Below are 25,251 nucleotides of genomic sequence, written 5' to 3'. Positions count from 1 at the left end.
ACCCCGAGAAGGCCATCGAGCTGACCGAAGACCTGATGCGCAAGGGTGTGCCGGCGGCCTGGGACAACATGGGCACGATGTACATGGGCGGCATTGGATCGCTCAAGCAGGATGCGACGGTGGCGTATGCGTTCTGGCAGAGGGCGGCGGACATGGGAAGCATGGCGTCGCAGACATACATTGGGCAAAAGCTGATTGGTGTCTACAACGATCCGCCATCGTTCTGGGCGAACAGGACAATCTCGCGCAAGATGCTGGAGTGCGCATTCGCACAAGGCTATGGCCCCGCCGCATACGAGCTTGGGGCGGATCTAAACGGCAATGATCCGACCTTGGGTGAGGACTATTCCCGCGCACTCAAGGTGCTACACGAAGGCGTCAAGTTTGGTAGCCAAAAAAGTGCAGGTTATTTGTTCGCCTCGTTCAACGACGGAGCGAATCCGATCACGACCGGACCTGACAAGGCTCGCGCCCGCCGCTACAAGATTCTGGCGGACGCCCTTTACTTCAATCCCGACCTGCGCTTCCCCAACCTCGACAAGGTGCTGCCGCTTCCCCCGGCACCGTTGCCCCAGTGGGACATGAGCGAGCCCAAGACGCTCATCGATGCCGCCAAGGCCGTGGTGCCTGGCATCTCTTCGCCGCCGCAGGCGCCGGCACCATCATCCCAGCGCACCAGCCAGCTCGAAGGTGCCAAGCGCGGCCTGCTGTCCGCTCACACGCGCGTGGACGCGCGGGACTTGACTGCACCGGGTCGGCGATGGAACTGAAGTCCCCGCGCCGCACCGGATGCACGAAGGCTCAGCCAAGCACCCCGAACCGATGCTCGGTCGCGCTGTGGAAGCGCTCCCCCGGCCGCAGCACCGTTGACGGAAATTCCGGCCGGTTCGGCGAGTCGGGGTAATGCTGGGTCTCCAGGCACAGCCCGTCCCCCTGCCGCAGGCTCGCGCCCGCGCTGCCGAAGAGGCTGCCATCGAGGAAATTGCCCGAATAGAACTGCACGCCGGGCTCGCTGGTGTGCACTTCCATGACGCGGCCCGTGGCCTCGTGCTCCAGCCGCGCCGCGAGCGCAAGGCCGTGCTCGGCTTGAGCCCTGTCGAGCACCCAGTTGTGGTCGTAGCCATGCGCGAGCAGCAGCTGATCGTGGCCTTCGCGGATGCGCTCGCCGATGCGGGTCGCGGTGCGGAAGTCGAACGGCGTCGAAGCCACGTCGGCCACGCCGGTCGGGATCAGCGTCGCGTCCACCGGGCAGTAGCGGCTCGCGGGAATCGTCAGGCGGTGGTCCATCACCGAGCCGCTGCCCCCAAGATTGAAGTAGTCGTGATGGCTCAGGTTCAGAACCGTGGGCTTGTCGGTCGTGGCGCTGTAGTCGATGCGCCATGTGTTGGCGGTTGCCGACAGCGTGTAGCGCACTGTCAGCCGCAGCTCGCCGGGGTAGCCCTCTTCGCCATCGGCGCTGGTGTAGCGCAGCTCGATGCCGATGTCGCCGCCGGCCTCCTGCACCGTCACCGGCACGATCTCCCAGAAGCGCGTGCCCAAGCCTTTCGCGCCGCCGTGCAGCGAGTTGACGCCGTCGTTCAGCCCCAGTTGATGCGACGTGCCGTCGAGCGTGAAGCGCCCCGCCGCGATGCGGTTGGCGAAGCGTCCGACGATGGTGCCGAAATGCGGATGCGGCTTGAGGTAGTCGGCGAGCGTGGGCAGGCCCAGCACGATGTTCCCGCTGCGCCCGTGGCGGTCGGGGGCGCGCAACGCGGTGACGATGCCGCCATGGTTGATGGCACTCAGGCTCAGGCCGCGGCCGTTGTCGAGGGTGTATTCGGTGACCGGCCGGCCGTCGGGCATGCGGCCGAACTCGCGCGACGTGATGTTGCTTTTGCTCATGTATTTCCTGCTTGCTGAAGCATCGCCTCGCGCGCGCACTGCGAGGCGGTGCGCAGCGCGATGCTGTCCTTGAGATCGTGGTAGTCGGGCGGCTCCCCCGCGTGCGTGCGCAGCTCGATGCGGTGGCCGGCCTTGGCCACGGCGTCGGCGAAGCGCTCCTGCAGCGCGAAGGGCGTGTTCCTGTCGTCGCGGCTGCCGATCAGCACGATGCGCCGCGCCGGGTCGCGCGCGATGCCGCCCACGTGGTCGAGCGGGTCGTAGAACTGCGCGCTGCCGGTGGTGTCGGTGCGGCCGTCTCTGGAGCGGCCCAGCATGCGTGCGCGCTCAAGCAGCCCGTAGGCGCCCGACGTGAGCACCGCGCAGGCCACGCGCGTGCGGCCGAGCGTGAGCAGCGCGGCGCCCGCGGTGGCGCCGCCGCTGTGGCCGACGATGACGATGCGCTGCAGCTTGTGGCGCTGCATGAGCGCATCGAGCGCGGCATCGAGCGCGTGGAACTCCACCAGCTGGCGGCGTTTGCGGTGATCGCCCGATGAGCCGTACGTGCCGGGCCGCGCCATGAAGATCCACGGCACGCCGGCGCGGTCGCGGCTGCGCTGCGCGTCGAGCGTACGCAGGGGTTCGGTGTTGCCGGGGATGCGCTCGGGCGCCTGGTCCATCACGCCGTCGCGGTCGCCCGAGAACTGCACGATGGCCATGCGCGCACCGTCGATGTCGTCGCTCGCAAAGTAGCGGATGCAGGCCGGCCCCTCGGCAGGCCGCACCCACAGGTAGCCGGGCCGGTCGGGGCAGCTCGCGCGGTCGGCGGGCTGGTTCCAGTGCAGCACCTCGTCGTTGCTCGCGACGAAGGGCCGGGGTACGTCGGGGCCGGTGCGCTGCGCGCAGGCCGCCTGCACCAGCGCGAGCAGCACCAGGACACCGCGCATGTACCGCAGCAAGAGGCCCGGCGTCTTCATAGCCGTTGCAGCAGCCCGGGCACGCGGCCGAAGTCGGAGCCGACGCGGTCGCCCTTCACCAGCACGAGGTCGCCGTCGCGCAGGAAACCGCCGAGGTAGCCCGCGAGCTGCGCGGCGTCGTCGAAGTGCGGGCCGAGCAGTTCGGCCGGCACCTCCTCGCGCAGCCAGCGCATCTCGTCGCCGTGCGTCACGAGGTGCTCGATGCCGGATGCCAGCAGCGGTGCGGCCAGGCCGCGGTGCATGGCCTCGGCTTCCCCGTCGAGATTGACGATGCGCCCCAGCACGCCGATCTTGCGCGCCACCGGGCCGCTCTCCGCACGCTGCCAGTTGCGCACGAACTCCATGGCGTTGCGCATCGACATGATCTCCGCGTTCCAGCTGTCGTCGATCAGCGTGGCCTGCACACCGGCCTGCGTGCGCAGTGCGCGCACCTGCATCACCGAGGCCGGCAGGCGCACTTGGGGCATGCGCGCGCAGGCGGCCTCGCCGTCGAAGCCCATGGCGAGCAGGGCCGCGAGCGCAAGCGCCGAATTGCGCACCAGCCCCGCGCTCTCGACCGGGAACAGGTATTCCAGCGTGCGCCCCGGGATCGCGATGCGCACGCGGCAGCCGCCGCGCGCTTCGGGCCGGGTATCGAGCAGGCGCACGTTCGCGTCGGGCCCGCTGCCCACCACCCAGATCGCACCGGCCGTGCACGCGGCGGCATCCACCACCTGCCGCAGGCAGGGAATGTGGTCGGGCACGATCGCCACGCCGCCGGGCTCCAGGCCCAGGAAGATGCGCGACTTGTAGGCGGCCGTGAGCTCCAGCGTCGAGGCCTGCCGGGTCTGCGACAGGCCGATCTCGGTGATGAGGGCCACGTGCGGCCGCGCCACCAGCGAGATCGGGCCGCGGTCCATCCACAGCCCGCTCTGCGCCATTTCGAGAATGCACACGTCCACGTCGGGCCCGAGGTTGGCCAGCATGGCCGGCACGCCGACGCGCGAGTTGTAGTTGTCGATGGTGGTGTGCACGCGCGCACGCTCGGGCAGCAGGTCGCGCAGCATCGCGATGGTGGACGACTTGCCGACCGTGCCGGTCACGCCCACCACGAAGCCCTTGTAGCGCGCCCGTGCGGCAGCGCCCATGGCCAGCATCGCGGCGATCGGGTCGTTCACCTGCAGCAGCGGAAAGGCCGGGTCGAGTCCGTCGACCGGGTGCGCGACCACGGCGCCGGCCAGCGCAGGGTGCAGGCCGGGCAGTTCGAGGTGACGGTCCCAGTTGTCGGTGCGCGGCTTGCTGTAGTTCTCGTGCGCGGCGAGCGTGCGGTAGTCGGAAGCGATGAAGAGAGAGGGCTTCGGCAGCAGCCCCATGTGGACCGGCCCGCGCACCACCGAGTTGACGGACCATCCGGGCGGCGGCTCGACCAGCCAGTGTCCGCCGGTGATCTGCTGCAGCTGCGCGGCGGTCCACACAGGCTCGAGCTCGAAGCCCGCGCCGGGGCGGTCGGCCGCGAGCACGGGCGCGGCGCGCTCGGGCAAGGGCGTCGGAAAATCAGGCACGCGCAGGCCGCACCACAGCGGGAGCCGGCGCGCTGGCGGCAGCTCGGGCGCGTCGCCGCGCACGCGCACTTCGAGCTGCAGCACGTCGCTTTCCAGCAGGCCGGCGCGCGGCGCACGCAGGCCGTAGCGGTCGCGGTAGATGCGGCCGGGCTCCCAGCGGCTGGTGGGCCACATCCAGTCGCAGGGGTCGTGCTCCATGCCCTCGCCCCATGGCGGCATGCGGGTGCTGCGCATCGGCAACGCGCGAAATTGCACGCGCAGGTCGGCCGCGAGGGGCGCATCGACGGTCCAGAACGATTCGACCCACAGCAGCCGGCGCCCGACGATCTGCCGAGGCGCGCAGCGAACGCCCACCAGGCGCAGCGGGCCGATCTGCAGCGGCGTGATGCGCGCGTCGCCAGGCACCGCGTCGGCCAGCCACTCGGGCCGCGGTGCAGGCACAGCACCGACGAGGGGCGCCGGCCGCGCAACCGGCGCAACCGCGGAAGCCGGTTCGGGCCGGAAGGCGGGCCGCTCGGGCGGCGACAGCCGCACCGCGCAACGGCCTCCGGCCGCCGGGACCATCTCGGTGCCGAGCGCGCGGCATTGCGCGGCGAAGCGTTCGCTCAGTGCCTGCGCCTCGTCGCCCGCGAGCTGCCGCGAGAAGCCGAAGCCGACGCCGATGGGCGTGAACATCACTTCCTCGACGCCGCGCGGGCCCAGCGTCAGCGAGAACACGCCCGAATCCCCGAAGTCGTTGCGCACCGAATCGAACAGCAGGTCGCCGGCGTCGTGCAGGATCGGCCGGCCGCGGTAGATCTCGATGCCCTGCAGCACATGCGCCGAGGTGCCGAGGATCGCGTCCGCCCCGGCATCGACGATGGCATGGCCGACGGCGATCTCGGCCTGCGTCGGTTGGGTCTCCAGGTTGTCGCCCCAATGCACCGCCACGAGCACCACGTCGGCCTCGCGGCGCGCGGCCTCGATGCGCGGTGCGAGCGTGGCGGTCCAGGCGGCCGGGTCGCCCAGCGGCAGCCAGGCAGCGCCCGCGCGTGCGGCAGTGGCAGCAAAGCGGGACTGCGTGGCGTCGAGCGAGAACAGCGCCACGCGCACGCCACCCGCGCGCCGGAACGCGGGCCGCAGCGCGGCCTCCGGCGTGCGGCCGGTGCCGGCATGGGCGATGCCCGCAGCATCCAGCAGGCCGTGCTGCTCCATGAGCGCATCGGGGCCGTAATCGCCGCTGTGGTTGTTGGCGGTGGCGACCATGCCGATGCCGGCCTCGGTCAGCACCGCGAGCATTTCGGGGCGGGCGCGGTAGTAGTAGGGAGCGGACTCGCCCTTGTCGACGCCCTGCTCGCCGCTGGCGGCGACCACGCATTCGAGGTTCACGATGCGCAGGTCGGCCTCGCGCAGCGCGGCGATGCCGCCGAGCATCCTGTGCGCGCCGCCGAGTTCGTGCAGCCGGTAGTGCTGGCGGCGCGCGAGGTTGACGTCGCCGCCCCAGGCGACGACGCCGGTCGCCGCCTTTGCCTGCTGCAGCGCCTCGCCCGCCTTCAGCATCCGGTGGTACGCCACATAGCCCGAGAGGTAGTGCTCCACGTCGTCGATGCGCACGCGGAAGCTGTGGTGCTTGATGAAGAACGAGCCCGCGATGCGCGCCGGGTTGCGGAAGAACATCGCCAGCTCGGGCCAGAAATGGCCGTTGGCGAGATAGCGCGCGCGGTACGCCAGCGCGCGGTCGAACTTGTCGCGGTCGAGCTCCACCAGCAGCGGGCGCAATGCGGGGTCGGCCTCCAGCCGCAGCACCATGTCGCGCGCGGCCATCATCAGTTCGAGCAGCGTGGGAAAGGTAGTGATGCGCTCCAGCACGAAGTCGAGGTACCCCGACACGTTTTGCAGGCCGAACCGGTAGTAGCGCGTCTCGGGCCTGTAGCGCGTGAGTTCGTTGACGCAGTAGCTCAGCCAGTGGTCGTGCGCGCGCCAATGCTCGGCGGCAATGAAATGCTCGAAGGCTTTCTCGACGACCGCGAGCCAGCGCGCGTCGCGCGTGAGGCCGTACAGGCGCATCAGGCCGAACGCGGCTTCGCCGTCGTAGTAGATGACGCGGAACCTGTCTTTCACGTCGAGCGCGGGCGCGTTGAGCACGTGCACGAAGCTGCCGGTCTGCGGGTCCTGCATGTGGCGGATGCCGAGCGCGAGCTGCTCCAGCAGCGGCAGGTATTGCGGGTCGCCCGAGAGCTCGGTGTACTTGACCAGCGCGAGCAGGCACACGGCATTGCCGCCGAGCTTGATCTCGCTGCCGATGTCCAGCAGGTAGGCGGCGCGCGTGCCGTCCGGCAACTTGGCCTGGCGGATCAGCCTGCCGGTCAGGAAGGCCAGCGAGCGGTCGATGGCCGCCTTGAGCGCGTCGCTGCGCGTGAGCTCCCACGCCTCCAGCATTGCGTAGGTGGAGCTGGCATGGCGCAGCGTGTTGTAGGTGGGAATGGGGCGGTCGAAGCAGGGAAACCAGCCGTAGTGGAACTCGCCTGTGGGCTTGACCTGCTCGGCCAGGTAGTTGCCGGCGGCGTCGATCAGCGCGTGGACCTGCGGCGCGTTCCATTCGCGCAGCTCGCGGAATCCGGCCGCCTGCCCTTCGGCGGCGAGGGGCCAGGCACCCTCGGCGTCCACGTACACGGCCCGCGTGGTGAAGCACCAGACCCGCGCCGCGTCGTTCGAGGGAAAGTCGATCTCGCGGCCGAAGCGCCGCTTGCAGTGCAGGCGCAGGTTGCCCGTATTGGGTTCGGCATGCTCCACGTCGCCGTTGTAGAGGATCGCACTGCCGAGCATTTCCTGCGCGAGCAGCGCGACTTCGAAGCGCGCATCGAAGGCGATGCCCTCGTTGAAGTAGTTGCGCTTGGTCTGCGCCAACTTCGCTTTCAGCGCGCCCCAGCTCATGGGCTCGACCTTGTCGACCACCTCGGCGCGCAGGCGCTGCGCTGCCTGGCCGGTGCGCTTCGCTTGCTCGGCGGCGGCACGCCACGCGGCGTCGAAGTCAGCGCCCCGGCCCGAAGCCACGCGGGCCCGGCTGCTGTCTTCGCCGACGGCCAGGAACACCACGCAGCCCGCCTCGTTGGTGGCGGTCGATGGCACGGGCAGCGCGCCCGCCGTATCCGCCAGGGCCTGCCGGGCGCGGCTCAGCAGATCGGCGAGAGGATTGGAGGCGGGCAGGGCAGCGATTTCAGCGTTCATGGAGAGCGGAGCGTTGCGGCGGCGGGGATGGTACCCCGCGGCAATGCTTTGCGCCGCGTCGGGTGCGTTTCGGAGGTGCGTGCACAGGGCACCCCGTCGGCGCGAGCGCGCCCCGAACGAGAGGCATCGTTTCAGCCCCAGGCCTCCATCACCGCGCTGCGCACCGCCTCCACCGCCACGGGACGTTTGCCCTCCCCCCGTGCAACCCAGCACAGCCACGTATGCGACCGCCAGCCGTTCCATATCGCAAGCTCGCCGTTGCGCTCGCCCTGCTCGGCCTGGTCGAGCCGCATCAGCCCCGCGCCCATGCCGCTCGCTACCATGCTGCGGATGGCGCTCTCGCCGTCGGCCGTGCGGCCCTGGCGGTATTCGCGGCCCGCGCCGGCGAACAGTTTTTCCAGATGCACGCGCAGGATGCATGAAGGCGGCGTGCCTACCCACGGCATGTTCGTGAGCTGGTCGAGCGACAGGCCGGGGTGCGCCTCGGCGACGGGCAACGGCAGGGCCACGACGAGATCGACCGCACCGAGGCGGCGCAGTTCCAGTCCTTCGATCTGCTCGCTGTCGCTGAGCACGTAGGCGCAATCAAGGTCGCCGCGCTGCACGGCGGAAAGCGTTTCGTACGACAGCCCCTGCCTCAGCTGCAGCGCGACCTGCGGATGGCGTTCCGCCAGCTTCACCAGCACCTCGCCGAGCCGCAGCGCCACGGGATCGACCACCGTGCCGAAACGCACCACGCCCTGCGCGGCGCCGCGCAGCTGATCGGCCGCCGAGCGCATGCGCGTGGCGGAGGCCAGCGTGCGTTCGGCCTCTTCGAGCAGGCTGAGGCCGGCCTCGGTGGGTGACATGCCGCGCGGCGTGCGCTCAAACAGCTTCACGCCGAGTTCGTCTTCCAGCGCCTTGAGTTGCGCGCTGACCGCCGGCGCGCTGGTGAACACGCGCTCGGCGGCGCGGGTCAGACTGCCTTCCTTCGCGATGGCGACGAAGGTCTTGAGTTGATAGAGCTCCATGGCGATGGATTGTGAGCTTCAGGGCCGGATCGGTCCGTTCGTTTTTCTGGAGCCCCCTGTCCAAAGAAGCGAATGGCAATGGCGGCCTCCAGCACCGATTCTTGGGGCATCGATCATTGCAAGAAGAGGCTCCCCCATGTTCCAACGCCAACGCCTGGGCGGCATCGCCGCGCTGCTGCTCGCCACCTCCGGGTGGGGCTCCCTGTTCCTTGTGAGCAAGGGCGTGCTGCACCATGTCGAACCGGTGTGGTTCACGCTGATCCGCTACACCCTGTCGGCGCTGCTGTTCGTACTGCTGATCCTGCCGCGCGGCGCGGCGCCCTGGCGCAAGCTGCGGCTGCATGCGGGGCCGCTGGCGCTGCGCGGCGCGGCCGGCTTCGGCGTGTTCAGCGTGATGCTGCTGGTCGGCCTCGCGCACTCGGTGCCTTCGCACGGCGCGGTGATCATCGCCACCACGCCCATGACCGCGCAGCTGGTGCGCTGGGCGCTCGACGGCGTGCGTCCGTCGCGAGCGACCTTGCTGACCAGCGCGCTGGCGCTGGCGGGCGTGGCGATCGTGTCGGGCCTGCTGTTCGGCGCGGGTGCGTCCGCTGGGTCGACGACGCTCTTCGGCGACGCCATCGCGTTCGCCGGCACGCTGGGCTGGGTCTGGTACACGCGCGGCGCCACGCGCTTTCCCGGGCTCGACGTGATCGAGTACACCGCGCTCACGGTGCTGGCCTCGTGGCCCGTGCTGCTGGCCGCGGCAATCGGGGCCGCTGTGCTGGGCTGGTCGGCAGTGCCCAGCCTGGAAGGCCTGCGCCTGTCCTGGCAGGCCCTGTTCTTCGTGGGCGTGGTGCCTTCGGCCATCTCGGTGCTGGCTTTCAACTACGGCGTGCGCACGCTCGGGGCCGTCACGGGCACGGCGTTCCTGAACTTCGTGCCGGTGTCGGCGCTGCTGATGAGCGCGGCGCTGGGCAGGCTGCCTACGGTGAACGAGGCCGTGGGCATGGCGATGGTGGTGGTGGCGCTGCTGCTCCATACGGCGTCGAACCGCAAGGCTTCCGCGGCAAAGGCGGCGCAGGTCACACCGGCGCCGCAGACCTACCGCACCTGCGGAGCCGCCGCGCCATGATCACTGCCAGGGCCCTGTTCGATCAGCTCGCGATAGAAGAAGGTGGTGGCGCACAGCCCGCCCTGCGGCAACAGGGCAAAGCCGGGAATCGCGCCCACCCGCGTCCACCCCACGCGCGCATAGAGCCGCTCGGCCTCGGCGCTGGAGGTGTCGAGCACCAGCAGCGTCTTGCCGTGCTCGCGCGCCACCTGTTCGGCCGCCTGCATCAGCAGCGCGCCGATGCCCTTGCGGCGTGCGCGGCGGTGCACGAGCATCTTGGACACCTCGGCGCGGTGCGGCTGGTTCTCGGGCTGGGCCAGCACGAGCTGCACCGTGCCCACGATGCCTTCGGCGTCCTCGGCCACCAGCAACGCGCGTTCGCCGCGCGCCACGCCGTCGGCCACGTGGCGCCAGAAGGCCTGGGCGCGTTCTTCGGCCAGCGGCTGCATGAAGCTCACCGACGCGCCGCCCTCGACGCAATCGGCCAGCACGGCGGCAAGGCCCTGCAGCTGCGTGCCGGTGACGGTGGACAGCAGGCGGATGCGCGGCGCATCGGCAGTGAGGGTCGGCATGTTCATCTCCAGGAAAAGGGCGCGGTAGCGATCACGACGGCGTAGCGGGTGGTCTTGCGCGAGGGGTTGTAGTAGCTCATGGGGCGGTCGAGCACCATCGCCAGGCAGTCGCCGGTTTCGAGCCGGTGGCGCTCGTCGCCCAGCGTGAGTTCGATGACGCCGTCGAGCACCCACACCTGCTGGTGAATCAGGGGTTCGCGCGCCGCTGTTTCGTAGGCCACGCGGGCCTTGGGCGGGAACATCACTTCGACGATCTGGATGGGCGATGCGAAGCCGCTCGGCGACACGTTGCGCCGCACATAGCCGGAGTGCGGGTCGCGCCACTGCAGTTGGCTGGCCAGGCGCGACACCGGATCGGCGGCGGGCGCGGGCGCCTCGAACAGCGAAGCCAGCGACACGCCGAGACCGGTTGCGAGCTTCTCGAGCAGCACGGCGGTGGGGCTGCTTTCGCCGCGCTCGATCAGCGAGATCATCGAGCGGCTTACGCCGCAGTGCGTGGCCAGCGCATCGAGCGAGAGGCCTCGGGCCGCGCGCAGGTCGCGCACGCGCTGGGCGATGCGGTCGTTGAGGCCGGACGGGACTTCCGTTTCGGCCGACTCCTTGATTTCCTTCATATTGGATGAAATGTCCATCATAAAGGACATCGCGTCAAGCCCGCCGGCAGGCTGCTCGGATCAGCGAGAAGGGCCGACCAGCGCGGCGCGTGCCGCCTCGGAGGGAAACACGCAGGCCACGTCGTGCGCGCAGCCCGGCACCACCACGACCTCCCGGCGCTTGTCCGGCGCGAGCAGCTTGCGGTCGTACTGCGCGTAGGCCAGGCCGCGCTGCATGCGAAACGAGCCTTGCGCAAGCGCCGCGCAGGACTTGTCGAGCACGCGGTATGCCGTGCCCTTCGCGTCGTTGCTGTCCAGCGCGCCTTCGAGATAGCTGATGTCGGCCTGCACGTACTGCTGGCGCGCCTGCGCGGCGGTGCGCCCGAAGTAGGCGGGCAGGCCGTCGGTGCCGTATTTCCAGCGGTTCATCTGCGGGCACGCGGATGCGTCAGGCACGGAGAAGCCGGTCACGGAGGCGCCGTCAGGCGAGAGCTGCGGACGCACCGGATCGAAGTAGAGCCAGGTGCTCGGATCGGCCACCACGTAGCGCATCGCCGGATTGCCCGCCGCCGTGCCGTCGTGCTGCGTGAAGGCGATGTAGCGCTGCACGAACTGTCCGCCCGCCGAGAAACCCGCGACGGTGATGGTGCGCAGGCTGGGCCAGCGCAGCGCGATGTCGGCCACCAGCGCGTCCATCACCGCGAAGGACCCGACGCGGCTGCCCGAGGCCGAGCGCGCGCCTTCGAGCCAGGAGCCGCAGGTCCACAGCAGGTCGCCGGGCTGCGCGACGGGCACGCCCACCGTGTTGCAGCGTCCGGCCACCGCCTTGTCGGCCGCGACCTGGAAGAGCGGCGCGATCACCAGCGTGTCGCCGAGCGTATCGGCGTTGCGAAGGGTGCTCAGCGCTGCCTCGAATGTCTTGTTGGCGTCGCGCGAATGGCCGTGCATGGCGATCAGCGCTTTCGTCGGCCCGGCGGTGGCGCCTGTCGCCGGTGCATCGGGATCGAGCGAGGAGTAGTAGTGCAGCGCGCCTCCGGCTCCTGGCGGTGTGAAGCTGCGGAAGCATCCAGCGGCGGCCGAACTCAAACAGGTGGAGGCATCGGCCGTTGCCGCATGCGTCGGCCAGGGCGCGATGCACGCGGCCGCGAGGGCCAAGGAAAAGAACCATCTGTAGCTGAGCATGTTCGTGCGACTCCCGGGATGGAACGGAACGCGGATTCTCTGCCCACCGCCCGCGACGAACCTGACTTGTCCGCTGCTTTACATAGCGATTTACTCTACCGAAGCGCCGTTCTTTGAACACAAATTCGGCATCGGGACGCGGATCATCCAACAATTCCCAGCACAAACCTCCCATGAGCCCCGACCCTCTGCCCTCTTCCTTCACGGCATTCGCCGACGGACTGCCGCCCGATCCCTCGCCGCTGCGCGCCCTCATCACAGCGGCCTGTCGCCGCCCCGAACCGCAGGCACTGCCACCGCTGCTCGCGCAGGCCCGGCTGCCCAAAGGCCAGGCAGAGGAAGCACAGGAACTCGCCCACCGCGTCGCGCAGCAATTGCGCGACCGCAAGAACGCAGGCGGCCGCGCCGGCCTCGTGCAGGGCCTGCTGCAGGAATACGCGCTGTCGTCGCAGGAAGGCGTGGCGCTGATGTGCCTGGCCGAGGCGCTGCTGCGCATTCCCGATGCCGAGACGCGCAACGCGCTGATCCGCGACAAGATCGCGCACGGCCAGTGGCAATCGCATGCGGGCCGCAGCCCTTCGGTGTTCGTCAACGCCGCGACCTGGGGCCTGCTGCTGACGGGCAAGCTCGTGGCCACGCACAGCGAAACCAGCCTGTCAGCCGTGCTCACGCGCCTGATCGGCAAGGGCGGCGAGCCGCTGATCCGCAAGGGCGTGGACATGGCGATGCGCATGATGGGCGAGCAGTTCGTCACCGGCGAAACCATCGCACAGGCGCTCGGCAATGCGCGCGAGCTGGAGGCCAAGGGCTTTCGCTATTCGTACGACATGCTCGGCGAAGCGGCGCTCACCATGGAAGACGCGAAGCGCTACCGCATGGCCTACGAAGAGGCGATCCACGCGATCGGCAAGGCCTCGAACCACCGCGGCGTGTACGAAGGGCCGGGCATCTCGATCAAGCTCTCTGCGCTGCACCCGCGCTACAGCCGCGCGCAGTACGCGCGTGTGATGGCCGAGCTGTATCCGGTGCTGCGCGAGCTCGCGCTGCTGGCGCAGCAGTACGACATCGGCCTGAACATCGACGCCGAGGAAGCCGACCGCCTCGAACTCTCGCTCGACCTGCTGGAGCGGCTGTGCTTCGAGCCGGCGCTCGCGGGCTGGAACGGGATCGGCTTCGTGATCCAGGCGTACCAGAAGCGCTGCCCGTTCGTGATCGACTTCGTGGTCGATCTCGCGCGCCGCAGCCGGCACCGGCTGATGGTGCGCCTGGTGAAAGGCGCCTACTGGGACAGCGAGATCAAGCGCGCGCAGATCGACGGGCTCGGCGGCTACCCGGTCTACACGCGCAAGGCCTACACCGACGTGTCGTACCTCGCCTGCGCGCGCAAGCTGCTCGATGCGCCCGATGCCGTCTACCCGCAGTTCGCGACCCACAACGCCCACACGCTGGCCGCGATCTACACGATGGCGGAGCCGTCGCGCTATCAGCCGGGGCAATACGAGTTCCAGTGCCTGCACGGCATGGGCGAGCCGCTGTACGAACAGGTGGTCGGCCCGCTCGGGCGGCCGTGCCGCATCTACGCGCCGGTGGGCACGCACGAGACGCTGCTGGCCTACCTGGTGCGCCGCCTGCTGGAGAACGGTGCCAACACCTCGTTCGTGAACCGCATCGCGGACCCGGCGATCCCGCTCGACGCGCTGGTGGAAGACCCGGTCGCCACGGTCGAGCGCATGGCTGCGCAGGAAGGCACGATGGGCCTGCCGCATCCGGCCATTGCGCTGCCCGCGGCGCTGTACGGCCAGCAGCGCGCCAACTCGCAAGGGCTCGACCTCGCAAACGACGACAGCCTTCGCGCACTGGGCCATGCGCTGGCCGGCAGCGCCCTTGAAAACTGGCACGCGGCGCCGATGCTCGCGCAAGCCGTGCCGCACGGCGAGGCGGCCGACGTCGCCAATCCCGCCGACCATCGCGACATCGTCGGACAGGTGCAGGAAGCCACGCTGGCCGACGTCGAATCGGCCATTGCCCAGGCCCATGGCATCGCTCCGGCATGGGCCGCCACGCCACCCGCCGAACGCGCCGCCCTGCTCGAACGCGCCGCCGGCAAGCTCGAGGAAGGCATGCCCCGGCTGCTCGGCCTGCTGACGCGCGAGGCCGGAAAAACGTTCGCCAACGCCATCGCCGAAGTGCGCGAGGCTGTCGACTTCCTGCGCTACTACGCGGCGCAGGCGCGCAGCGACTTCTCGAACGACACCCACCGCGCGCTCGGCCCGATGGTCTGCATCAGCCCGTGGAACTTTCCACTGGCGATCTTCACCGGCCAGGTGGCGGCCGCGCTCGCGGCGGGCAATCCGGTGCTGGCCAAGCCAGCCGAGCAGACACCGCTCGTCGCGGCCGAGGCGGTGCGCGTGCTGTGGGAGGCCGGCGTGCCGCGCGCCGCGGTGCAGCTGCTGCCCGGCCGGGGCGAAACCGTCGGCGCCGCGCTGGTGGCGGACGCGCGCGTGCAGGGCGTGATGTTCACCGGCTCGACGGAGGTGGCGCGCATCCTGCAGAAGACGCTCTCGCAGCGGCTGGGCGCGCATGGCGCACCCGTGCCGCTCATCGCGGAGACCGGCGGGCAGAACGCGATGATCGTCGACTCGTCGGCGCTCGTGGAGCAGGTGGTCGCGGACGTGATGGCCTCGGCCTTCGACAGCGCCGGACAACGCTGCTCCGCGCTGCGCGTGCTGTGCGTGCAGGAGGAAGCTGCCGACCGGCTCGTCGAGATGCTCAAGGGCGCGATGGCCGAGGCCTCCATCGGCAACCCCGCGCGGCTGGCCGTCGACGTCGGCCCGGTGATCGACGCCGAGGCGCGCGACGGCATCGAGCGCCACATCGCGGCCATGCGCTCGAAGGGCCGCAAGGTCTTCCGCCAGGCCCGCGAATACGCGCACGACACGCGCAACGGCACCTACGTGGTGCCCACGCTGATCGAGCTCGACAGCATCGCGGAGCTACAGCGCGAGGTGTTCGGACCGGTGCTGCACCTCGTGCGCTACCGCCGCCGCGACCTGGGTGCGCTGGTCGGGCAGATCAACGGCACGGGCTACGGGCTGACGCTGGGCGTGCACACGCGCATCGACGAAACCATCGCGCAGATCGTGGAGAACGCCAAGGCGGGCAACGTCTATGTGAACCGCAACATCGTCGGCGCGGTGGTGGGCGTGCAGCCGTTCGGCGGCGAGGGCCTGTCGGGCACCGGGCCGAAGGCCGGCGGGCCGCTGTACATGCTGCGCATGCTGTCGGCGCGGCCCGACGATGCGATGGCGCGCGCGGTGGCGGATGCCGCTTCGGCGCCGCAGGCCGGACTGTCGGCGCTGTCGCGCTGGGCGCAAGCCACCGGCCGCCCCGCGCTGGCGGCGCAATGCGCGCGCTTTGCCGCGCAGTCGCGCTCGGGCAGTTCGCGCACGCTGGCCGGCCCGACCGGCGAGCGCAACGTCTACACGCTGGCGCCGCGCGAAGCGGTGCTGTGCCTGGTCGACCCGGGTGCGGATGCAGAAGCGGACCGGCTGGCGCAGCTGGCCGCCGTGCTGTCGGTCGGCAGCACCGCGATCTGGCCCGCCGACGCCGCCGCGCAGGGCCTTCGCGCTTCGCTGCCGGCCGAAGTGCAGCAGTGCGTGGCCATCGCGAACGACTGGGCGTCCGACACAGTGGTGTTCGACGCCGCGCTGCGCCACGGCAGCGCGCAAGGCCTGCCGGGCGTGATGCAGCGCATCGCGGCGCGCCCGGGCCCGATCGTCGGCGTACGCGCCTTCGCGCCCGGCGACGCGGACATACCGCTCGAAAGCCTCGTGGTGGAGCGCGCACTCAGCATCAACACGGCCGCGGCCGGAGGCAACGCGAGCCTGATGACGATCGGCTGAACGCGCGCCGCCGACACCCGCTATTTGTCGAAGGCCGGATCGACGGGCACGCGGTAGCCGTTCACCAGCCGGTTGGTCTCGTTGGCCATGCCGACCACGGCCATCAGCTCGGCGAACATCGCGGGCGTCATGCCGGCCTTCTCGGCACCGGCGTGATGGCTCGCGATGCAATAGCCGCAGCTGTTGGTGACGCTCACGGCGAGATAGACCATCTCCTTCACGACCGGGTCGAGCGCGCCGGGCGCCATCACTTCCTTGAGGCTGCTCCAGGTGCGCCTGAGCGTGGCCGGGTCGTTGGCGAGGTACTTCCAGAAATTGTTGACGTCCGGCACGTTGCGCGTGGTCCTGATGTCGTCGAAGACCGCCCTGACTTCCTCGGAAGCGGCGGCGTATTCGATGGGCTGGGGTTTCATGCAAGGCTCCTGGTGTCGAAGGCTGTTGTCCTTGAATACGCCCGAGCCTGGTTCGGGACTCTCCGGAACCAGGCTCGGGCTGTATTGCTGCTCGGCGCGGCCGCGACCGGCCGCCCGCAATCACCGCAGGTCGAAGCGATCGAGGTTCATCACCTTGGTCCAGGCGGCCACGAAGTCCCGCACGAAGACCTGTTGCGAATCGCCGGCCGCATAGACTTCCGCGACCGCGCGGAGCTGCGAGTTGGAACCGAACACGAGGTCGGCCACCGTGCCCGTCCACTTGAGCGCGCCCGTCTTGCGGTCGCGTCCCTCCAGCACGCCGTCGGTCGTCGCGGACTTCTTCCACCCGGTGTTCATGTCGAGCAGGTTCACGAAGAAGTCATTGCTCAGAGTCTCCGGGCGCTTGGTGAAGACACCGTTGCCGGACTGGCCCACGTTCGCGTTCAGCACGCGAAGGCCGCCGACCAGCACCGTCATCTCGGGCGCGGTGAGGGTCAGCAGCTGCGCCTTGTCGAGCAGCAGCCCCGCGGCGGACGCCCCGTCGATCCCCTTGCGGAGATAGTTGCGGAAACCGTCGGCCTGCGGCTCCAGCGGAGCGAAGGAGACAGCGTCGGTCTGCGCCTGCGAAGCGTCCATGCGTCCCGGCGAGAAGGGCACCGTCACGTCCTGCCCGGCCTTCTTCGCCGCGGCCTCGACCGCCGCATTGCCGGCCAGCACGATCAGGTCGGCGAGCGAGACCTTCTTGCCGCCGGACTGCGCGCCGTTGAACTCCTTCTGGATGCCTTCCAGCACCGATAGCACCCTCGACAGCTGGGCCGGCTGGTTGGCCTCCCAGTCTTTCTGCGGCGCGAGGCGGATGCGCGCACCGTTGGCGCCGCCGCGCTTGTCGCTGCCGCGGAAGGTCGAGGCCGAGGCCCAGGCCGTGCCCACGAGTTGCGATACGGTGAGGCCCGAGGCGAGGACCTTGGCCTTCAGCGCCGCGACGTCCTTGTCGTCGACCAGCGGATGGTCCACGGCGGGAATCGGGTCCTGCCAGATCAGCTCTTCCTTCGGCACCAGCGCGCCGAGGTAGCGGGCACGCGGCCCCATGTCGCGGTGCGTCAGCTTGAACCAGGCGCGGGCGAACGCATCGGCGAATTCCTGCGGGTTGGCCATGTAGCGGCGCGAGATCTTCTCGTAGGCCGGATCGACGCGCATGGCCATGTCGGCGGTGGTCATCATCGGGGCGTGGCGCCTGGCCGGGTCATGCGCATCGGGCACGGTGTCCGCGCCGGTGCTGCCCTTGGGCTTCCACTGGTGCGCGCCCGCGGGGCTCTTGGTGAGTTCCCATTCGTAGCCGAACAGCGTCTCGAAGTAGCTGTTGTCCCACTTGGTGGGCGTGGGGGTCCAGGCACCTTCGATACCGCTGGTGGTGGTGTGGACGCCGATACCGCTTTCGAAGCTGTTCTTCCAGCCCAGGCCCAGTTCCTCGATGTCGGCGCCTTCAGGCTCCGCGCCGACCTTGGCCGGGTCGCCCGCGCCATGGGCCTTGCCGAAGGTGTGGCCGCCTGCGGTCAGCGCCACGGTCTCCTCGTCGTTCATGGCCATGCGGGCGAAGGTCTCGCGGATGTCGCGCGCCGAGCCGAGCGGGTCGGGGTTGCCGTTCGGTCCTTCGGGGTTCACGTAGATCAGGCCCATCTGCACGGCGGCCAGCGGATTGGCGAGCTCGCGGTCGCCGCTGTAGCGCTCGTCGGCCAGCCACTTGCCTTCCGGTCCCCAGTAGATGTCCTCTTCGGGCTCCCAGATGTCCGGGCGGCCGCCGGCGAAACCGAAGGTCTTGAAGCCCATCGACTCCAGTGCGACGTTGCCGGTGAGGATCATCAGGTCGGCCCAGGAAATCTTGCGGCCGTATTTCTGCTTGATCGGCCACAGCAGCCGGCGCGCCTTGTCGAGGTTGCCGTTGTCGGGCCAGCTGTTGAGGGGGGCGAAGCGCTGCGCGCCGTTGCCCGCGCCGCCGCGGCCATCGGAGGTGCGGTAGGTGCCCGCGGAGTGCCAGGCCATGCGGATGAACAGCGGGCCGTAGTGGCCGTAGTCGGCGGGCCACCAATCCTGCGAATCGGTCATCAGGGCTTGGAGGTCCTTGATCACCGCGTCGAGGTCGAGGCTCTTGAACTCCTCGGCATAGTCGAACGCCTCGCCCATGGGATTGGACTTGGCGGTGTGCTGGTGCAGCAGCTTCAGGTTCAGCTGGTTGGGCCACCAGCCTGCATTTGCCGAAGCACCCGTCATGGAGTGCGTGCGCGCATGGCCCGGGAAGGGGCACTTCGTTTCATCGGACAAGGGGTTCTCCTTTGGTTGTCGATCACTCGCGATCGGAGCCAGTCTAGGTTTGGACTGTCCCTTCAACAACCAGATTGAGCATATTGATCTCATAGCGCACTGCTATGAGATCGCCTTCGGTCTTGCGGAGAACCCCTGCGCGCGAACTCAGGCCATGGCGCCGAGTTCCTCCATCAGCTCTTCCTTGCGCGCGGCCAGTTGCCCGCGCATGGCGACCAGGTCCAGGCCGCGGGCGGCGCGCGCCTTCATGCACCGCGGGGTAGAAGATCTTCGATGTCGATGTCGAAGGTAGCTGCCTGCTGGTTGACTCGCAGGCCGATGCTAGAGGCAGACATCGAACGTCTCGCAAAGCAGGTTGTCGAGCCCTTCGCGCAGCAGATGGAAACGGAACAGCTTGTGCGGTCCCGGCAGGATCTTGTTGCTCAGCGGCTCGGCCAGCCGCAGGCCGCCATCGCTGTTGGTGAACATGATGAAGCCGTCTCCAGTTCGCGGCGATGCGATCACGAAGGCTCGGTAGCCGGGGTTGTTGCCCCAGTGCCAGATGAGGGTGTCGGCCTTGTCTTGTTCGAGGCCCCAGCCCAGTCCCCAGCTCAGATTCAGCTTCGGGTTCACCGGCACTGGGGACTCGACGATCTGTCGCAGCGAGCGTTCATCGTTGAGCAGCGCCGCGAGGAAGAGGCCGTAGTCGTGCGCGCTGGTGTAGAGCGTGAACGCGGACACTGGCGTGAGGAAAGGCCGCAGCTTCATCGGTGCGCCACCCTTGCCCACGCGTGGGACGATGTATTTCTCCAGGCGCGGCTTGCTCGAGTATCCGCTGCGGGTCATGCCGAGCGGCTGGAACACCTGGCGCTCCATGAAGTCGTCGAGCTTCTCGTTCGTGACCGCCTCGACGGCGCGCTGCAGCAGCACGTAGCCTTCGCCCGAGTATTGCCACCGCTCGCCGGGCTTGCGATCGAAGCCCAGAGGTCCGCCAGCCCAGTTGGGCAGACCGGAAGTATGGTTCAGCGCCATGCGCATCGTGACCGCCTGCAGGCGCGCATCGGACACCAGATCGGCTTGCGAATCAGCGAGATGCGGTCGAAAGCGGTGCCAATACCCGTTCTGTTGGATTCCGCCGATCTCTGACCCGAGATTTCCATCGAATACTGACCCACCCGCTTTGTGAGCCTGAAGGCTTCACGGTGTGGATAAGTGCTTGGTGTTCTCCTTTTTGTGTGGATCTGCCGCAGATTGCGCCGCTGTTTCCGCGATTTGGTGGCCTCGATCGCGAGCCAGGTCGCGAGCTTCTCGGCATAGGGATCGAGCTTGCTCGAGCTCGCCCGCTTGGCGTAGCGCGGCTCTTCTTCGCCCGCTCGCAGGTACTTCTTTACGGTGTTGCGAGACAGGCCTGTACGCCTTGCGATCTCGCGGATGGACATCTGCTCGCGCAGGGCCCAGCGTCTGATGACACTCAATGTCGCCACGTCTATCACTCCTAGGATCCCCTGCTTTAAAAATGAGCAGGGTAGAGTTTTACGTGGGTCAGTCTTAGACGGAAATTACTGGCTTTAGAGGGTCAATTTTTGGTGGCAATCAACAGCGCAGCGCCCTGTCGTGCGGCGCCGCGTTGGCCACCTAAAGTTGTTCTATCTGGGACGAACTTCGACATGAACGAAGCCGGTGCCGTCTGGGGCATCGGCCACCTCGAGGTAGGCCTGCTTCCTGACAAGTTCGCTGAGCTTCTTGAAGCCCCCATGGCTGATCGATGGCAATGATCTGCGCAGACAATCCTCGCGAACGAATCCATCCCAGTGTCTCATCCCTAGACAGAGCGCGAGCGATCGAGTTTCGCCAGCTGAATTTGCGATCACCGACCGGAGGTCACTCAGTTGGTAGTAGACCCGCGAGGGAGTAGAGAGCAACTCTCCCTGAACTCGGACTTTGAACCCTTGCAGTGCTGGTGCAAGCTCTGCGAGCCGAACAACGCGATCGCCGCACGGCTGAAGCTGACCAAGCAGACGGTGGGCAAGTGGCGGGCACGGTTCATCGAGCGACGCATCGCAGGCCTGCACGACGACGTGCGCCCGGATAAGCCGCGCACGATCGACGACGAACGCGTGGAGCACCTGATCAAAACCACGCTGCTCACCAAGCCGGCCAACGGCTCGACGCACCGAGCGTGCGCACGGTGGCCGCCGAGACAGGCATCTCCAGGACCAGTTTGCAGCGCTGCGTCCAACTCTTTGGCCTGCAGCCGCACCGTACCGACAGCTTCAAGCTGTCCAACGACTCGTTCGTCATCGAGAAGCTGCGCGATGTGATCGGCCTGTATCTGATCCCACCGGACAACGCGCTGGTCATCTGCGTGGACGAGAAAAGTCAGTGCCGGGCGCTGGAGCGCACACAACCAATGCTGCCCATGGGGTTCGGCTATGTCGAGGGCGTCACCCACGACTACAAGCGCCATGGCACAACCACGCTGTTCGCGGCGCTGAACGTGCTCAACGGTGCGGTGCTTGCGGCGTGCAAGCCGCGCCATCGGCATCAGGAGTTCCCGTCGTTCCTGCGTGAGATTGACAAGGCCGTGCCGCCCGGGCTGGACATCCACTGCATCGTCGACAACTACGCCACCCACAGCCATGCGCAGATCAAGGCGTGGTTGGCGACTCGCCCGCGCTGGCACATTCACTTCATTCCGACCTACAGCTCCTGGCTCAATCAGGTCGAACGCTTCTTCGCCCTCATCACCGACAAGACCATCCGCCGCGGCTCATTCTCCAGCGTCAAGCAGCTCGTACAACGTATTGATCGCTTCGTTGCCGCCTACAACACCGAATGCCAGCCTTTCAAGTGGGCCGCCACCGCCGACTCGATCCTTGAGAAGCTGCATCGACTTTGCTCACGTATCAGCGGGACAGGGCACTAGAGCCGGCCATCTTTAGCGCTCTTCTCTTATCGCAGCGGCGAGCCTTCAGCGCGGCTGCATCCGCAGCGCTCCATCCAGCCTGAGCGTCACACCGTTTAGCATGACGCTGCGCACCATGTTGAGTGCTTGCTCGGCATACTCTTCGGACCGGCCGAGCCGCTGAGGAAACGGGGTGACTGACGCCAGATTCTTGCGCACCGATTCAGGCATCCCGGCCATCATCGGCGTCTCGAACAGGCCTGGTGCGATGGTACAGACGCGGATGCCCGCCGATGCAAATTCGCGCGCCGCCTGGAGCGTGAGTGAGACGACGCCGCCCTTCGAAGCCGCATACGCCGATTGCCCGACCTGTCCTTCGAAAGCCGCGACCGACGCTGTGTTCACGATCACGCCCCGCTCGCCATCTTCCATCGGCTCGAGCGCCATCATCTGCGCAGCGGCAAGCCGGATCATGTTGAAGGTGCCGACGAGATTGATGTCCACCGCGCGCTTGAACTCCTCCAGCGCCATCGGGCCGTTGCGCCCGACGATCTTCGCGCCCGGCGCAATGCCGGCACAGTTCACGAGGATGCGAGCAGGACCGTGCGCGGCCGCAGCGGCCGCGACGGCACGCTCCGCGGAAGGTCCATCCGACACGTCACATTCGACGGCAATGCCGTCGATCTCCATCGCGAGCCGCGAAGCCCGCTCCTTGCTCAAGTCGAGCAAGGCGACTCTTGCACCCGCCTTGGCGAGCGCCTTCGCTGTGGCTGCACCCAGCCCCGATGCCGCGCCCGTCACCAGCGCGCTATGGCCTTCAATTCGCATTCTGATCTCCTATTGATTTGAAATATTCATGGGCGCACCGACTCGAATGGTGCCCCGTGCAGCCACGCACTCTTCACCTACCTCGTCACGCATCGATCCCCGAAGCGTCACCCGCTGTGAACCGCGATCGCCGTGCGTGACCGCAATGACTTCCCATTCCATCCAGACCGTCGCATCGGCGTAGACCGGCCGGTGCAGATCGACGGAAAACGAGATGCCCACGACCGAATGCATCCGGGAAAAATGCGAAGCCGTCAGCCCCAGCAACAGCGCCGTTGTGTGCGTTCCGCTGGCGATCAATCGACCGTATCGGGAGGCCTCGGCAAATGCGATATCGTGATGCAACGGATTGGTGTCGCCCGCCGCACTCGCGAACGTGCGAACCTGGGCCTCATCGAAGGTATGGACGCCGGTGAACCGGTGACCCACTTCGACTCGGTCGAATTTCTCGCTCATCCACGCACGGAGAAATCGGCAAGGCGAGTGATGGCGGACTGGCTGCCGGCCAACTCGCGAAGTCTGAACTTTTGGATCTTCCCGGTCGCCGTCTTTGGCAACGCGGTGAACACCACCTTGCGTGGGCACTTGAAATGCGCCAGCCGTTCACGGCAGAAGGCGATGACCTCGGATTCCTGAAGACCGAGAGACTCCGGCTTGAGCTCGATGAAAGCGCATGGCACCTCCCCCCACTTCTCGTCGGGCTGCGCCACAACGGCCGCGTAGAGGATCGAAGGATGCCGGTGCAGAATGTCCTCGACTTCGACGGACGAGATGTTCTCACCGCCGGAGATGATCACGTCCTTCGATCGGTCGGTGATCTGCACGTAGCCATCGGCATGAACCACCGCGATGTCGCCGGTGCGGAACCAGCCGCCTTCGAAGGCTTTCTGCGTCGAAGCCGTATTCTTCAGATAGCCCTTCATGACGGTGTTCCCGCGGATCACCAGTTCTCCTGCAGTGGTTCCGTCGAATGGCACCGGGCGCATCGTCTCGGGGTCGACGACCTGCAAACCCTCCAGCGCCGCGGCACGAACACCCTGGCGGGCCTGGAGCCGCCCCCGTTCGGCCGCGCTCAGCCCATCCCATGCCGGTTGCCACGCACAACTGACCGGCGTTCCGCTCACCTCGGTGATGCCGTAGACATGATCGACGTCGAAGCCCATCACCGCTGCCGCCTCCAGCACAGCGGCGGGCGGAGGCGACCCGGCGGTGAGAACACGCACGCGGCCGGGGAGAGGCCGACGTTCTTCATCGCGCGCATTCACCAGCAAGCCCATGACGGTGGGCGCCGCGCAGAAGTGATCCGCCTTGTGGTCGGCGAGTGCCTTGTAAATGCCGGCCGCCGTGACCTTGCGCATGCACACGTGCGTACCCGCGGCGGCGGTGATGGCCCATGTGAAGCACCAACCGTTCGCATGAAACATCGGCAGTGTCCACAGGTAGACGGGCGCTTTGGGAACGGCCCAGTCGGTCAGCTGCAACAGGCTCATGAGATAGGTGCCGCGATGACTCGGCACCACGCCTTTCGGGTCGCCCGTGGTGCCCGATGTGTAGTTCAACGCGATGGGTTCGCACTCATCGGTAGGCCAAACGCCATCGAAGTCGGGGTCTCCTTCGGACAGGAGCGTCTCGTAGTCCAAATCACCCACGGCCTCGCCGTCCGGAGCTTCATGGTCATTGATGTCTACGAGAAATGGCGGGTTGTCCAGAAGCGCAACTGCCTGCTTCGCCAATGCACCGAACTCCCTGTCCACCAACAGCAGCCTGGACTCGCTGTGCCGCAAGATGAACGCGAGTCCCTCTACATCCAACCTCGAGTTGATCGCATTCAGCACCGCACCGGAGAGTGGAACGCCGAAATGAGCCTCCAGCATAGCCGGCGTATTCGGCGCCATGATGGAAACGGTGTCTGCGCGGCGGATGCCGCGCTTGCTCAAGGCAGATGCCAAGCGATAGCAACGCTCGCGGGTCTGCGCCCATGACCGGCGAAGCTCGCCATGAACAATTGCTGTGCGATCCGGGTAGACATCGGCAGCCCGATCGAGAAAGCGCAGCGGGCTCAGCGGAACGAAATTGGCCGCGGTGCGGTCCAGGCCTTTGTCATAGATGCTTGTGCTCATGAGCGGACCTCCTTGCGCGTATCGTCGTGAAAGGTAGTGAAGCGTTCCACCGGCTCGCGCTCCGTCACCAAGGTGTTCTCGACACGAGACATGTCTGCGTGGCCGAGGCTCATGCCGCACACCAGCATCTGGCTGTCCGGTATGCCGAGTTCGGCGGCAATCACGCGATGGAACTTCGTGAAAGCGACCTGCGGACAGGTGTCCAGCCCGCGCGCTCGCGCACTGACCATGACGCTTTGCAGGAACATGCCGTAGTCGATGAGGCTTCCTTGCTCCATCACCCGGTCCACGGTGAAAAAGAGGCCCACCGGCGCATCGAAGAACCTGTAGTTCCGCCCGTGCTGGGCGTGCATGCGCGCCTTGTCGCCCTTCTCGATCTCCAGCAGGCCATACAGGTCCCACCCCACCTTGCGGCGCCGGTCGACGAACGGCGATGTCCACGTTACCGGGTAGTACTCGTAGGGCTCCTTCAGCGCGACGCTTCTTTCCGGATCATTGTCGATCTCTGCAATAGCCGCGCTGATCCGGTCCTTGACCGCGCCGCGCACCACATGCACATGCCAGGGCTGCGTGTTCATCCCGGAAGCGGCATAGCGTGCCACGTCCAGGATGTCGGCGACCTGCTCGTTCGATACATCGCGAGGCAGAAAAGCGCGCACGCTGCGGCGCGACACGATCGCCCAGTCGACGGCAAGCCGCAGATCCTGGTCGTCGAGCGAGGGCGGATGGGATAGTCGATGCATTTGTCTCCTT

Annotated in this window: 17 protein-coding genes and 2 pseudogenes; 4 read left to right on the top strand and 15 right to left on the bottom strand. The window is 67.8% G+C overall.

Annotation, left to right across the window (positions count from 1 at the left end):
* On the top strand, positions 1-770 hold a 770-nt coding region (locus tag PMI12_RS21185; protein WP_007836549.1), incomplete at its 5' end, for a tetratricopeptide repeat protein.
* Between the two features lie 31 nt (positions 771-801).
* Here PMI12_RS21185 and PMI12_RS21180 read toward each other — a convergent pair.
* The 4 genes from PMI12_RS21180 to PMI12_RS21165 form a co-directional block, all read right to left on the bottom strand.
* Entirely contained in the window at positions 802-1,881 is a 1,080-nt protein-coding gene (locus PMI12_RS21180; RefSeq protein WP_007836547.1) for an aldose epimerase family protein, read from the bottom strand.
* Positions 1,878-2,834 (bottom strand): alpha/beta hydrolase family protein, encoded by a 957-nt coding sequence (locus PMI12_RS21175; protein ID WP_007836546.1) that lies wholly within the window; start codon positions 2,832-2,834, stop codon positions 1,878-1,880. The genes PMI12_RS21180 and PMI12_RS21175 overlap by 4 nt, the downstream gene beginning before the upstream one ends.
* Positions 2,831-7,582, bottom strand: coding sequence for a CapA family protein (locus tag PMI12_RS21170; protein WP_007836544.1), 4,752 nt, complete (start codon positions 7,580-7,582; stop codon positions 2,831-2,833). The genes PMI12_RS21175 and PMI12_RS21170 overlap by 4 nt, the downstream gene beginning before the upstream one ends.
* 131 nt (positions 7,583-7,713) lie before the next feature.
* Positions 7,714-8,592 (bottom strand): LysR family transcriptional regulator, encoded by an 879-nt coding sequence (locus PMI12_RS21165; RefSeq protein ID WP_007836542.1) that lies wholly within the window; start codon positions 8,590-8,592, stop codon positions 7,714-7,716.
* A 136-nt stretch (positions 8,593-8,728) separates the two neighbouring features.
* Here PMI12_RS21165 and PMI12_RS21160 point away from each other — a divergent pair, with 136 nt between their 5' ends.
* Positions 8,729-9,706, top strand: a complete 978-nt coding sequence (locus PMI12_RS21160; RefSeq protein WP_007836540.1) for a DMT family transporter — start codon at positions 8,729-8,731, stop codon at positions 9,704-9,706.
* Here the strand turns inward: PMI12_RS21160 and PMI12_RS21155 are convergent.
* From PMI12_RS21155 to PMI12_RS21145, 3 genes are read right to left on the bottom strand one after another with little or no spacing between them, the layout of a single operon-like run.
* Positions 9,676-10,263 carry a GNAT family N-acetyltransferase gene (locus PMI12_RS21155; protein ID WP_042673915.1) on the bottom strand — a complete coding sequence of 196 codons (588 nt, stop codon included), beginning with the start codon at positions 10,261-10,263 and terminating at the stop codon, positions 9,676-9,678. The genes PMI12_RS21160 and PMI12_RS21155 overlap by 31 nt on opposite strands.
* A complete protein-coding gene (locus tag PMI12_RS21150; protein ID WP_042673914.1) occupies positions 10,260-10,871 on the bottom strand; it encodes a helix-turn-helix domain-containing protein in 612 nt (203 codons plus the stop codon). The genes PMI12_RS21155 and PMI12_RS21150 overlap by 4 nt, the downstream gene beginning before the upstream one ends.
* 60 nt (positions 10,872-10,931) lie before the next feature.
* The gene (locus PMI12_RS21145) at positions 10,932-12,032 is read right to left on the bottom strand and encodes a hypothetical protein (protein ID WP_007836535.1); all 1,101 of its coding nucleotides are present in this window, start codon (positions 12,030-12,032) and stop codon (positions 10,932-10,934) included.
* A gap of 173 nt (positions 12,033-12,205) precedes the next feature.
* On the opposite strand from PMI12_RS21145, the gene putA reads away from it, so the two are divergent.
* Positions 12,206-15,934 (top strand): trifunctional transcriptional regulator/proline dehydrogenase/L-glutamate gamma-semialdehyde dehydrogenase, encoded by a 3,729-nt coding sequence (gene putA / locus PMI12_RS21140; RefSeq protein ID WP_007836533.1) that lies wholly within the window; start codon positions 12,206-12,208, stop codon positions 15,932-15,934.
* 20 nt (positions 15,935-15,954) lie between these two features.
* On the opposite strand, the gene PMI12_RS21135 is transcribed toward putA, so the two are convergent.
* The 4 genes and pseudogenes from PMI12_RS21135 to PMI12_RS28345 all read right to left on the bottom strand — a co-directional run.
* On the bottom strand, positions 15,955-16,347 hold the full coding sequence (locus PMI12_RS21135) for a carboxymuconolactone decarboxylase family protein (RefSeq protein ID WP_007836531.1): 393 nt from the start codon (positions 16,345-16,347) through the stop codon (positions 15,955-15,957).
* A 120-nt stretch (positions 16,348-16,467) separates the two neighbouring features.
* Positions 16,468-18,666, bottom strand: coding sequence for a catalase/peroxidase HPI (gene katG, locus PMI12_RS21130; RefSeq protein ID WP_007836528.1), 2,199 nt, complete (start codon positions 18,664-18,666; stop codon positions 16,468-16,470).
* Positions 18,667-18,987: 321 nt separating this feature from the next.
* On the bottom strand, positions 18,988-19,713 hold the full coding sequence (locus PMI12_RS21125; RefSeq protein ID WP_049965875.1) for a serine hydrolase domain-containing protein: 726 nt from the start codon (positions 19,711-19,713) through the stop codon (positions 18,988-18,990).
* Positions 19,714-19,880: 167 nt separating this feature from the next.
* Positions 19,881-20,138: pseudogene (locus tag PMI12_RS28345) on the bottom strand (helix-turn-helix domain-containing protein); the annotation flags it as partial.
* Positions 20,139-20,618: 480 nt separating this feature from the next.
* On the opposite strand from PMI12_RS28345, the pseudogene PMI12_RS21120 reads away from it, so the two are divergent.
* Positions 20,619-21,571 (top strand): annotated as a pseudogene (locus tag PMI12_RS21120) (IS630 family transposase); the annotation flags it as partial.
* Between the two features lie 45 nt (positions 21,572-21,616).
* On the opposite strand, the gene PMI12_RS21115 reads toward PMI12_RS21120, so the two are convergent.
* The 4 genes from PMI12_RS21115 to PMI12_RS21100 are packed head-to-tail and all read right to left on the bottom strand — an operon-like array spanning position 21,617 to position 25,241.
* On the bottom strand, positions 21,617-22,378 hold the full coding sequence (locus tag PMI12_RS21115; protein WP_007836521.1) for an SDR family NAD(P)-dependent oxidoreductase: 762 nt from the start codon (positions 22,376-22,378) through the stop codon (positions 21,617-21,619).
* A 9-nt stretch (positions 22,379-22,387) separates the two neighbouring features.
* Positions 22,388-22,834: a MaoC family dehydratase gene (locus PMI12_RS21110; RefSeq protein ID WP_007836520.1), complete on the bottom strand. Its 447-nt coding sequence runs from the start codon at positions 22,832-22,834 to the stop codon at positions 22,388-22,390.
* Positions 22,831-24,498, bottom strand: a complete 1,668-nt coding sequence (locus tag PMI12_RS21105; RefSeq protein WP_007836519.1) for an acyl-CoA synthetase — start codon at positions 24,496-24,498, stop codon at positions 22,831-22,833. The genes PMI12_RS21110 and PMI12_RS21105 overlap by 4 nt, the downstream gene beginning before the upstream one ends.
* Positions 24,495-25,241, bottom strand: a complete 747-nt coding sequence (locus PMI12_RS21100) for a nitroreductase (RefSeq protein ID WP_007836517.1) — start codon at positions 25,239-25,241, stop codon at positions 24,495-24,497. The genes PMI12_RS21105 and PMI12_RS21100 overlap by 4 nt, the downstream gene beginning before the upstream one ends.
* Between the last annotated feature and the right edge of the window lie 10 nt (positions 25,242-25,251).

The sequence above is a fragment of the Variovorax sp. CF313 genome (assembly GCF_000282635.1).
Taxonomy (GTDB): domain Bacteria; phylum Pseudomonadota; class Gammaproteobacteria; order Burkholderiales; family Burkholderiaceae_C; genus Variovorax.
Note: the sequence above shows the minus strand (reverse complement) of the source record. Positions and strands in the feature narration are given on the sequence as shown.

What these genes read in the sequence shown, in the direction of transcription:
- PMI12_RS21115 (WP_007836521.1), bottom strand. Translation starts at nt 22,378, where the DNA reads ATGCGAATTGAAGGCCATAGCGCGCTGGTGACGGGCGCGGCATCGGGG.
- PMI12_RS21170 (WP_007836544.1), bottom strand. Translation starts at nt 7,582, where the DNA reads ATGAACGCTGAAATCGCTGCCCTGCCCGCCTCCAATCCTCTCGCCGAT.
- PMI12_RS21155 (WP_042673915.1), bottom strand. Translation starts at nt 10,263, where the DNA reads ATGAACATGCCGACCCTCACTGCCGATGCGCCGCGCATCCGCCTGCTG.
- PMI12_RS21145 (WP_007836535.1), bottom strand. Translation starts at nt 12,032, where the DNA reads ATGCTCAGCTACAGATGGTTCTTTTCCTTGGCCCTCGCGGCCGCGTGC.
- PMI12_RS21175 (WP_007836546.1), bottom strand. Translation starts at nt 2,834, where the DNA reads ATGAAGACGCCGGGCCTCTTGCTGCGGTACATGCGCGGTGTCCTGGTG.
- putA (WP_007836533.1), top strand. Translation starts at nt 12,206, where the DNA reads ATGAGCCCCGACCCTCTGCCCTCTTCCTTCACGGCATTCGCCGACGGA.
- PMI12_RS21165 (WP_007836542.1), bottom strand. Translation starts at nt 8,592, where the DNA reads ATGGAGCTCTATCAACTCAAGACCTTCGTCGCCATCGCGAAGGAAGGC.
- PMI12_RS21180 (WP_007836547.1), bottom strand. Translation starts at nt 1,881, where the DNA reads ATGAGCAAAAGCAACATCACGTCGCGCGAGTTCGGCCGCATGCCCGAC.
- PMI12_RS21100 (WP_007836517.1), bottom strand. Translation starts at nt 25,241, where the DNA reads ATGCATCGACTATCCCATCCGCCCTCGCTCGACGACCAGGATCTGCGG.
- PMI12_RS21110 (WP_007836520.1), bottom strand. Translation starts at nt 22,834, where the DNA reads ATGAGCGAGAAATTCGACCGAGTCGAAGTGGGTCACCGGTTCACCGGC.
- PMI12_RS21105 (WP_007836519.1), bottom strand. Translation starts at nt 24,498, where the DNA reads ATGAGCACAAGCATCTATGACAAAGGCCTGGACCGCACCGCGGCCAAT.
- PMI12_RS21160 (WP_007836540.1), top strand. Translation starts at nt 8,729, where the DNA reads ATGTTCCAACGCCAACGCCTGGGCGGCATCGCCGCGCTGCTGCTCGCC.
- PMI12_RS21150 (WP_042673914.1), bottom strand. Translation starts at nt 10,871, where the DNA reads ATGAAGGAAATCAAGGAGTCGGCCGAAACGGAAGTCCCGTCCGGCCTC.
- PMI12_RS21135 (WP_007836531.1), bottom strand. Translation starts at nt 16,347, where the DNA reads ATGAAACCCCAGCCCATCGAATACGCCGCCGCTTCCGAGGAAGTCAGG.